This is a genomic window from Testudinibacter sp. 'clade 2' (assembly GCF_006227735.1).
Classification (GTDB): Bacteria; Pseudomonadota; Gammaproteobacteria; order Enterobacterales; family Pasteurellaceae; genus Chelonobacter.
Genome location: NZ_VDHB01000061.1, coordinates 1 through 11,305 on the forward strand (window position 1 = coordinate 1; position 11,305 = coordinate 11,305).

Sequence of the window (11,305 nt, forward strand, 5' to 3'; positions counted from 1 at the left end):
ATAATCTTTATGTATTTAATATGTAAGGTTTTTTTAAATTATTGTTCGATTGATAGTAGTAAAATTACAACTTGTATGTCAGTAAACAGTACGTTATAAAATGCAAGCATAAATTACTGTTGTTAATTGTAAATTTACAAATCGTTATATTTTTTATACCAACCTCTTTTAACTCAATCAAAAAAGGAGTTTTTGATGAAGCAATACCTTGCGATCGGTATCGCACTATTTACGTTAAATGCATGTTCATTACCTCAGTCTGCTAATACAGGTCCCCTTGAACATTGGGACAACTATTCAGAGAAAGTGGTTAGCGATAAAGATATACAACCAAATCAAGGTTTGGTGGTTTTTTATCGTGAAGCAAATATTGAGGGACCGGCTGTCAATATTTACATTAATGGCGATTACCAAGCATCGTTATTGGATAATGGTTTTAGTGCAGTAGCATTATGTGCCAATCAAAATTTGCTCACATCCTCTCTAAGCACCAATACTAAGGGTGGCAACCGCACTCATGGGATCAAATTTATCTCCCCAAGCAAACAAATTACCTATATCAAAGTAAAACAAGTTAAAAATTCTGTTCCGGTATTTGAATTTGTCAAACCGGAAGTGGCAACCAACGAGTTGAAAGCCGTAAAAATGCAAACTCAAACCTTGTCGCGTGTTAAACAGTTGGATTGTGAAACCAATGGTTATGCTTTGATCTCAACTTCAATCAACTCAAATATTGCTTTTCCTTTGAATAAGCATAATTACAACGATTTGTCTGTTGCGGGCAAACAAGATATTCAAGCATTTATTTCTGAAATCAAAGCGTTAAATCAGAAAGCAATAAGTAAAATTGTAGTTAACGGTTACACCGACCCGGTAGGTGCCGAAACTTACAATCAAACATTATCTGAAAAACGTGCAACAGCAGTCAGCGATGCCTTGAAACAAGAAGGCGTAGATTTGCCGATTGTCGCAATTGGATACGGCGAAAAAGAGCTGATCGTTGATAGTTGTGCAGCAGAATCGCGAAATAAGACGAAACGAAACGAATGTAATCTTCCGAATCGTCGTGTAGAAATCGTTGTTTATGGTCAAGAGTAATCATAGATAAACGGACTGAATGTCAGCAGGACGGAAATTACTCGATTCTGTTATTGATAAAGTCATCATTTTTGTAAATAAATTAATATTGGATAAGTTTCGCCTTACCCAATAGTGTAAATTTTTTTTGAAATTAGGATATAAAACATGTCAGCAACTTTAAAAGTCTTAAATGCTAAAACTGAAATTGCAAGCTACACCATCGCTAATGGTGAAACGTTAACCATTAAAGCGCAAGATGAAGTGAATTATCAATTGGTTGATAATCTAACCGGTTTAGGGCCGCAAAATATTATTGCCAAACGTGTCGGCAATGATCTACAAATCTTATTAGAAAATGGTGATACCGTTCCGGATATCATTATTGAAGATTATTATGATAATGATGATCCGGCAGTGACGACCAACCTACTTATAGGACAGCATGAAAACGGTAATATTTATGCCTACGTTCCTGAGTCAGGACAAACCTCTGACGCTGTCAGCATGCTGGCTGAACAAATGGCTGCGCCGCAAGCATTGGGTGGTGATGAAATCAGTGGCTTGTGGGTGTTTAGTCCATGGTGGTTATTGGCATTGATTCCATTGGCAGCCGTTGCAATTGCTGCTGGTGGTGGCGGTAAAGGTGGAAGCGGTAGTGCAACCGACACCACCGCTCCGGATGCACCTGTGATCGACCCTAAAGCCGACGGTTCAGTCACCGTAACACCGGCTGCTGATGCAGCCAATGCAACAGTGACTTATACTGATGAAAATGGCAAAAATCAAACCGTTGAAATTCAAAAAGGCGACGACGGCAAATGGACGCCGAAGGGTGAATTGCCAGACGGTGTAACGGTCAATCCAGACACTGGCGTAGTCACGATCCCTGATGAAGCCATCAAAGGCGGCAGCGATGTAACAGCCAGCAACAGCGACAAAGCAGGCAATACCAGCGACGCAACCACCGCAACTTCAGTAGATACTGATGCACCAAATCCACCGGTAATCGATACTAAAGATGATGGTTCAGTCACCGTGACGCCGGCAGACGACGCAACTAAAACTGAAATCACCTATGTGGATGAAGACGGCAACACCCAAACCGTGACGGTTGAAAAAGGCGACGACGGCAAATGGACGCCGAAGGGTGAATTACCAGACGGCGTAACGGTTAATCCAGACACTGGCGTAGTCACGATCCCTGATGAAGCCATCAAAGGCGGCAGCGATGTAACCGCCAGCAACAGCGACAAAGCGGGTAATACCAGCGACGCAACCAGTGCAACTTCAGTAGATACTGATGCACCAAATCCACCGACTATCGATACTAAAGACGACGGTTCAGTCACCGTGACGCCGGCAGACGACGCAACTAAAACCGAAATCACTTATGTGGATGAAGACGGTAACACCCAAACCGTGACGGTTGAAAAAGGCGATGACGGCAAATGGACACCGAAGGGTGAATTGCCGGGCGGCGTAACGGTCAATCCGGACACTGGCGTAGTTACGATCCCTGATGAAGCCATCAAGGGCGGCAGTGATGTGACTGCCAGCAACAGCGACAAAGCGGGTAATACCAGCGACGCAACCAGTGCAACTTCAGTGGATACCGATGCACCGGCTAAACCAACGGTAGAGGCGAATAATGATGGTAGCATAACGATTAATCCGCCAAGTGATCCGGACACTAAAACAGTTACCATTAAATATACTGATGAAAACGGTAATGAAAAAGAGATCGTAGCAACAAAAGATGATAATGGTAAATGGAGTGTGCCGGATAATAGCGACAATATTACAGTTAATCCGGACACTGGTGTGATTACATTACCACCAAGTGCGGTTAAAGATGGTTCTGATGTTACCGCAGTTGCAACGGATAATGCTGGAAATAGCAGCGATCCTGCTACAGAGACAGCTAAGCCAAATGCATTGATTGGCAACCCTGTATTATCTATCCCAGAAGCAGCGGATAAATTCATTAATGCCGATGAAATTTCAGATGGTGTTCAAGCAACGGTAACCTTACCTCAGGGAACATCCGAAGGTGCGGTAGTCACATTAACTATCAGTGGTGCGGAAAACAGCACTGTAACACATACCGTAACAGCAGAAGAAGCCAAAGCCGGTAAAGTTGAACTGGTTATTGCTAAAGATGCAATTGATACCAATGGTGACTATTCCGTAAAAGCGGATGTCAAACAAGGTGACCATCAGGCAGCTAGCGATATGGTTGATTTTGCCGTTGATACTGTTGTGCCAGGTGATACTGATGGTGATGGAAAAGCTGATCAAGCACCAACAGTGACGATTCCTGAGAATAATGATGGCAGCGTTAACGCAGAAGATTTGAAAGACGGTATACAAGCAAATGTCACCTTGCCGGAAGGCACTCAAGCAGGTGATACCGTAACGTTGACTGTTACTAATCCAGATGGTAGCACCTCAACCGTCACTCACACCGTAACTGAAGATGAAGTAGCTGCAGGTTCAGCCGAAGTTACTATTCCTAAAGCACAAATTCCAACGGACGGTGAATACAGTGTGGTTGCGGATATTAAAGATGCTGCGGGTAATACTGGCTTACCGAGTGAACCAGTCAAATTTGATGTAGATGCTACAGTTCCTGGTGATACTGATGGCGACGGTATAGCAGATACGACGCCTACGGTCACTATTCCTGAAGCCACAAATGGTGTCAGCAAAGATGAATTATCTGATGGTGTTCAAACTGAAGTCAGCCTACCTAAAGGGACAGAAGCCGGTGATACAGTTACGTTAACAGTGACTGATAAAGACGGTAATACCTCAACAGTAACCCATACTGTCACTCAAGAAGAAATTGATGCCGGTAAAGCTGATATAACAATTCCTAAAGAACAATTCCCGACAGACGGTGATTATAACGTTGTTGCCGAAATCACTGATCCAGCGGGTAATACCTCAGGTAAAGGTGCTGAAACGCCAGTAACAGTCGATACTACAGCACCAAGTGCCCCAGTAGTTGAGACACCGAAGGATGGTTCAGTGAAAGTGACATTACCGACCGATGCGAAAGCCGGTGATACGGTAGAAATTACTTACACTCCGGAAGGCAGCGATCAACCAACAACAGCCGTAATCACGAAAGGTGAAGACGGTACTTGGACTTCTAATGATCCGAATGTGGTTGTTGATGGTGACAAAGCGACGATTCCGGCTGATAAAGTTGCAGATGGCTCTACAGTAACTGCGGTTGCCAAAGATCCGGCTGGAAACAGCTCTAGCGAAGATATCGGTACAGTAGCGACGCCAGGGGCGCCAGTTGTTACGATTCCTGAAAATGCAGACGGTGGAATCAACGCTAAAGAATTAGCCGATGGCGTACAAACCAACGTTACATTACCGACCGGCACACAAGCGGGCGACACCGTAACCTTAACCGTCACCAACCCAGACGGCAGAACGTCAACGGTTACACATCAAGTGACGGCGGAAGAAGTAGCGACCGGTTCAGCAGAAGTGACGATTCCTAAAGATCAAATCAAAGCAGATGGCGACTACAAAGTGGTTGCTGACGTTGCCTATTCTGATGGTAGCAAATCACCGGTCAGCGCAGTTGCCGATTTTAAAGTGGACACAACTGTCCCTGGTGACACCAATGGCGACGGCACAGCCGATACAGCCCCGGTGGTCACCATTCCGGAAGCGGCTGATGGCGTGAATGCCAAAGAGTTGGAAGATGGGGTACAAACCAACGTTACCTTGCCGACCGGTACACAAGCGGGTGATACCGTGACTCTGACCGTGACCAATCCGGATGGCAGTACTTCAACCGTTACTCACACCGTGACCGACGCAGAAGTCACCGAAGGTTCAGCAGAAGTGACGATTCCTAAAGCACAAGTGCCGACGGACGGTGAATACAGCGTAGTAGCGGACATCAAAGATGCCGCAGGCAACAGCAGCTTGCCAAGCACGCCGGTAACCTTTAACGTCGATAAAACTGTCCCGGGCGACACCAATGGCGACGGTACAGCCGATACTGCACCGGTGGTGACCATTCCGGAAGCAACCGATGGCGTGAATGCGAAAGAGTTGGAAGATGGCGTACAAACTAACGTTACCTTACCGACCGGCACGCAAGCGGGCGATATCGTGACCTTGACTGTCACCAACCCGGATAACAGCACCTCGACCGTTACTCACACCGTGACCGAAGCGGAAGTCACCGCCGGTTCGGCTGAAGTGACGATTCCTAAAGCACAAGTGCCGACGGACGGTCAATACAGTGTGGTAGCAGACATCAAAGATGCCACAGGCAACAGCAGCTTGCCAAGCACGCCGGTAACCTTTAATGTCGATAAAACTGTCCCGGGCGACACCGATGGTGACGGCACAGCCGATACTGCACCGGTGGTCACCATTCCGGAAGCGACGGATGGCGTGAATGCCAAAGAGTTGGAAGACGGCGTACAAACCAACGTTACCTTACCGACCGGTACACAAGCGGGCGATACCGTGACTCTGACCGTGACCAATCCGGATGGCAGTACTTCAACCGTTACTCACACCGTGACCGACGCAGAAGTCACCGCCGGTTCGGCTGACGTGACGATTCCTAAAGCACAAGTGCCGACGGACGGTGAATACAGCGTAGTAGCGGACATCAAAGATGCCGCAGGCAACAGCAGCTTGCCAAGCACGCCGGTAACCTTTAACGTCGATAAAACTGTCCCGGGCGACACCGATGGTGACGGCACAGCCGATACAGCCCCGGTGGTCACCATTCCGGAAGCAACCGATGGCGTGAATGCCAAAGAGTTGGAAGACGGGGTACAAACCAACGTTACCTTACCGACCGGCACGCAAGCGGGCGATATCGTGACCTTGACTGTCACCAACCCGGATAACAGCACCTCGACCGTTACTCACACCGTGACCGAAGCGGAAGTCACCGCTGGTTCGGCTGAAGTGACGATTCCGAAGGAGCAAGTGCCGACAGACGGTCAATACAGCGTGGTAGCAGACATCAAAGATGCCGCAGGCAACAGCAGCTTAACCAGCGCACCGGCAACCTTTGACGTCGACAAAACCATTCCGGGTGATACTGACGGTGACGGCGTAGTCGACAGCAAACCGACCGTAACCATTCCGGAAGCGACTGATGGCGTGAATAAAGACGAGTTGGAAAATGGCGTACAAACCGAAGTGACGATTCCGAAAGGCACCGAAGCGGGCGATACCGTGGTATTAACCGTCACTAATCCGGACGGCACAACTTCAACGGTGACACATACCGTAACGCAAGCAGAGATCGATAGCGGCAAAGCTGATGTAACCATCCCGAAAGATCAAATCGGCAAAGATGGTGATTATCAAGTCACGGCAGAGATCAAAGATCCGGCAGGCAATACCTCCGGCACCGGCGATGTGGCAAACTTTACCGTTGATACCACTGCACCGGCTGCACCGACGGTGACCCCAAGCACCACCGACGGCAGTGTAACCATCACTCCGCCAGCGGATGCAGACACCAAATCAGTAACGGTTAGCTTTACCGATGAACAAGATCAGCCGCAAACAGTGAAAGTGGTGAAAAACGCTGACGGTACCTGGGCGATTGACGGCACAGCACCGACCGGTGTCACTGTTGATCCGGCGACAGGTGTCGTGACACTGGCACAAGACGCTGTCAAAGACGGCAGCACAGTAACGGCAACTGCCAGCGATACCGCAGGTAATCCGTCTACTCCAGCAACGGGTACAGCGGGTGAAGATTCTCCGATCACCATTGATACAGTGGCTGGCGATGATGTGATCAACGCTGCAGAAGCCAAAGCGGGCGTGACAGTAACCGGAACCGCACTTCCGGGACAAGAAATTGTCTTGACGGATGCTGCCGGTAATGAATTAGGCACAGCAACGACGGGTGAAGATGGAAAATGGTCAGTACCATTGACAGCCGATCAAGTGAAAGCCATGGGCGAAGGCGCTGAAACGCTGACAGCTACGGTGAAAGACACTGAAACAGCAACAACGCGTAATATCACTGTAGATACAGTCGTACCAGGCGACAGCGACGGCGATGGTGTGGCAGACGACGCAGGGGCGCCGAAAGTTGCCATTCAAGATGGTGATGATGGCTTCATCAACCCGAAAGATCTAAATGAAGACGGTACTGCGAATGTTACTATTACATTCCCGGCTGACAGCGGCTATCAAGCCGGTGATGTGTTGACTGTGACCAATCCAGACGGCAGCACTCAAACTGTTACCCTGACAGCAGACGACATTGCTAACGGCGTAACCGTTAAAGTGACACCGATTGACGGACAAGTCAATGAAGTGAAAGCCGTGGTAAAAGATGCTGCCGGTAATACATCGACTGAAGGAACAGACACATCAACTGCCGATCTGAAAGTTCCTGGCGACACTGATGGCGACGGCACAGCCGATACAGCCCCGGTGGTCACCATTCCGGAAGCAACCGATGGCGTGAATGCCAAAGAGTTGGAAGACGGGGTACAAACCAACGTTACATTGCCGACCGGCACGCAAGCGGGCGATATCGTGACCTTGACTGTCACCAACCCGGATAACAGCACCTCGACCGTTACTCACACCGTGACCGAAGCGGAAGTCACCGCCGGTTCAGCTGAAGTGACGATTCCGAAGGAGCAAGTGCCGACAGACGGTCAATACAGCGTGGTAGCAGACATCAAAGATGCCGCAGGCAACAGCAGCTTAACCAGCGCACCGGCAACCTTTGACGTCGACAAAACCATTCCGGGTGATACTGACGGTGACGGCGTAGTCGACAGCACACCAACCGTAACCATTCCAGAAGCCACTGATGGCGTGAATAAAGACGAGTTGGAGAATGGTGTACAAACCGAAGTGACGATTCCGAAAGGCACCGAAGCGGGCGATACCGTGGTATTAACCGTCACCAATCCGGACGGTACAACTTCAACGGTGACACATACCGTAACGCAAGCAGAGATCGATAGCGGCAAAGCTGATGTAACCATCCCGAAAGATCAAATCGGCAAAGATGGTGATTATCAAGTCACGGCAGAGATCAAAGATCCGGCAGGCAATACCTCCGGCACCGGCGATGTGGCAAACTTTACCGTTGATACCACTGCACCGGCTGCACCGACCGTGACGCCAAGCACCACCGATGGCAGCGTGACCATCACTCCACCAGCGGATGCAGACACCAAATCAGTAACGGTTAGCTTTACCGATGAACAAGATCAGCCGCAAACAGTGAAAGTGGTGAAAAACGCTGACGGTACCTGGGCGATTGACGGCACAGCACCGACCGGTGTCACTGTTGATCCGGCGACAGGTGTCGTGACACTGGCACAAGATGCGGTCAAAGACGGCAGTACAGTAACCGCGACTGCTAGCGATACAGCAGGCAACCCGTCGACCCCGGCAGAGGGGACAGCAGGTAGTGATGCCGTATTAGCAAGCCCATCATTAGCCATTAAAGAAGCGACTGATGGTGTTAATGCAGAAGAAGCGAAAGACGGTGTTCAAGTGCAGGTGACCTTACCGGAAGGTGTGGCTGCCGGTGATGTTGTGACCTTAACCGTCACCAAACCAGATGGAACCACCACTACTGTCACGCATACCGTTACGGCTGAAGAGGCTGCAGCTAAAGCAACAGAAATGACGGTTCCGGCTGCAGATGTTGCTAGTGATGGCGCTTATAAAACAACTGCAACCGTTACCAGCGGCAATAACGTATCCGCTGCAAGTAATGTTGCAGACTTCACCGTTGACCAAACGGCACCGGCAACACCAGTGATCACTCCGGCAACAGATGGCAGCGTAACCGTTGCACCGCCAGCGGATGCGGATGTGAAGACAGTGACGGTTAACTATAAAGATGAAACTGGCGCTGACAAACAAATTGTTGCCACAAAAGACGACAATGGCGTTTGGACTATTCCGGCAGAAGCTCAGGCAGATGGCGTTACGATTGCAGAGGACGGTACAATTACTATCCCGGCTAATTCGGTATTGGATCAATCTGAAGTCACAGCAACAGCAAGTGATAAAGCGGGCAATGTCAGTGATGAAGCCAAAGCGACAACCAATATTGATGCAGTGGAAGGCAAACCGGAATTAACCATTGCGGAGGCTGCAGATGGCTATATCAATGCCAAAGAGCTGGCAGATGATGTTCAAACCAGTGTGAAATTGCCGACAGGAACCATTGCCGGAGCAGTTATCACCTTAACTGTGACGGATGCTAACGGTAAAACGTCAGAAGTGACGCACACGGTGACAGCAGACGAAGCCACAGCAGGCAGCGCAGCCGTTGTGATTCCGAAAGCGAACTTTACCGATGGTGCTTACACAGTGGGTGTCAGCTTGCAACAAGGCGCCGCACCAGCAGTGAAAGGTAATGATGTAGCCTTTACTGTAGATACCGGTGTACCGGGTGGTGAAGACAGCAACAACGACGGCAAAGGCGATGAAGCACCGGTGATCACCTTCGTAGAAGACACCAACAGCGATGGTTTGTTGAATTCGACTGAAGTGGGCGGTGATGGTAAGACAACGGTTAAAATTGCAGTCCCTGCGGGCACTGCAGTGGGTGATACCTTGATTGTCACCATCAATGATGTCGCAACCGAAGTTCCGGTTACTGCTGAGATCCTTGCTAACGGCTACACCACAGAAGTGCCTGTCACTAACGGTGAGAAAATCACAGTGACGGCTTCTGTTCAAGATGCTGCAGGCAATGAATCAGCGCAAGCCAGCAAAGAGGCTACCGTTGATATTGCTGCACCAACAATCAGCATCAACCCGATTTCTGACGGCTTTATCAATGCAGCAGAAGCGAAAGGGGATGTTGCCATCAGCGGTACCACCACGGCTGAAGCGGGACAAACAGTAACCGTGACCCTGAATGGTAAAGAGTACACGGCTGTTGTGAAAGACAACGGCACATGGACAGCGACCGTACCGGCAGCGGATGTGGCGGCATTGGCACAAGGTGACCAAGCAGTGACCGCCAATGTCAGCGACAAAGCAGGCAACCCGGCAACGCAAGCCACAGCCAATGTGGTGGTTGACACTGTGTTACCGACCTTGACCGTGGATGTGGCTGATACCATCAGCGCAACCAATGCAAGTGCGGTGCCGGTAAGCGGAACCAGCGATTTGCCAAACGGTAGTGAAGTGAAAATCACCTTGACCGATGCCGATGGCAACACGGTCACTGTGACAGCCAAAGTAACCGACGGCAAATACGAAACGACGGTTGATGCCAGCGGCTTGAAAGACGGTGCGATTACCGCCACCGCCAGCAGCACTGCGACGGATGAGGCAGGTAATGCCCCGGCGGATGCGACGGATACAACGGCGAATAGCAAAGATAGCAGCGCCCCAACGCTGAGTATTGATCCGATTTCTGAGGGTTACATCAATGCAGCAGAAACGAAAGGGGATGTTGCCATCAGCGGTACCACCACGGCTGAAGCGGGACAAACAGTAACCGTGACCCTGAATGGTAAAGAGTACACGGCTGTTGTTGCAGACAACGGCACATGGACAGCGACCGTACCGGCAGCGGATGTGGCGGCATTGGCACAAGGTGACCAAGCAGTGACCGCCAATGTCAGCGACAAAGCAGGCAACCCGGCAACGCAAGCCACAGCCAATGTGGTAGTTGACACAGTGTTACCGACCTTGACCGTGGATGTAGCTGATACCATCAACGCAACCAATGCAAGTGCGGTGCCGGTAAGCGGAGCCAGCGATTTGCCAAACGGCAGCGAAGTGAACATCACCTTGACTGATGCCGAAGGCAACACGGTCACTGTGACAGCCAAAGTAACCGACGGCAAATACGAAACGACGGTTGATGCCAGCGGCTTGAAAGACGGTGCGATTACCGCCACCGCCAGCAGCACTGCGACGGATGAGGCAGGTAATGCCCCGGCGGATGCGACGGATACAACGGCGAATAGCAAAGATAGCAGCGCCCCAACGCTGAGTATTGATCCGATTTCTGAGGGTTACATCAATGCAGCAGAAGCGAAAGGGGATGTTGCCATCAGCGGTACCACTACGGCTGAAGCGGGACAAACGGTGACCGTGACCCTGAACGGTAAAGAGTACACGGCTGTTGTGAAAGACAACGGCACATGGACAGCCACTGTACCGGCGGCGGATGTTGCTGCGTTAACGCAAGGTGAGCAAGCCGTGACCGCCAATG

Annotated in this window: 2 protein-coding genes; both read left to right on the top strand. The window is 49.9% G+C overall.

Going from position 1 to position 11,305, the window contains the following annotated elements; all coding sequences use genetic code 11:
• Positions 1–195 precede the first annotated feature (195 nt).
• Entirely contained in the window at positions 196–1,098 is a 903-nt protein-coding gene (locus tag FHQ30_RS05425; RefSeq protein WP_139612337.1) for an OmpA family protein, read from the top strand.
• 147 nt (positions 1,099–1,245) lie between these two features.
• A partial coding sequence (locus tag FHQ30_RS05430; protein ID WP_139625152.1) for a beta strand repeat-containing protein occupies positions 1,246–11,305 on the top strand: 10,060 nt, incomplete at its 3' end.

Excerpts from the sequence above, each read along its gene's own strand:
- FHQ30_RS05425 (WP_139612337.1), top strand. The coding sequence starts at position 196 with ATGAAGCAATACCTTGCGATCGGTATCGCACTATTTACGTTAAATGCA.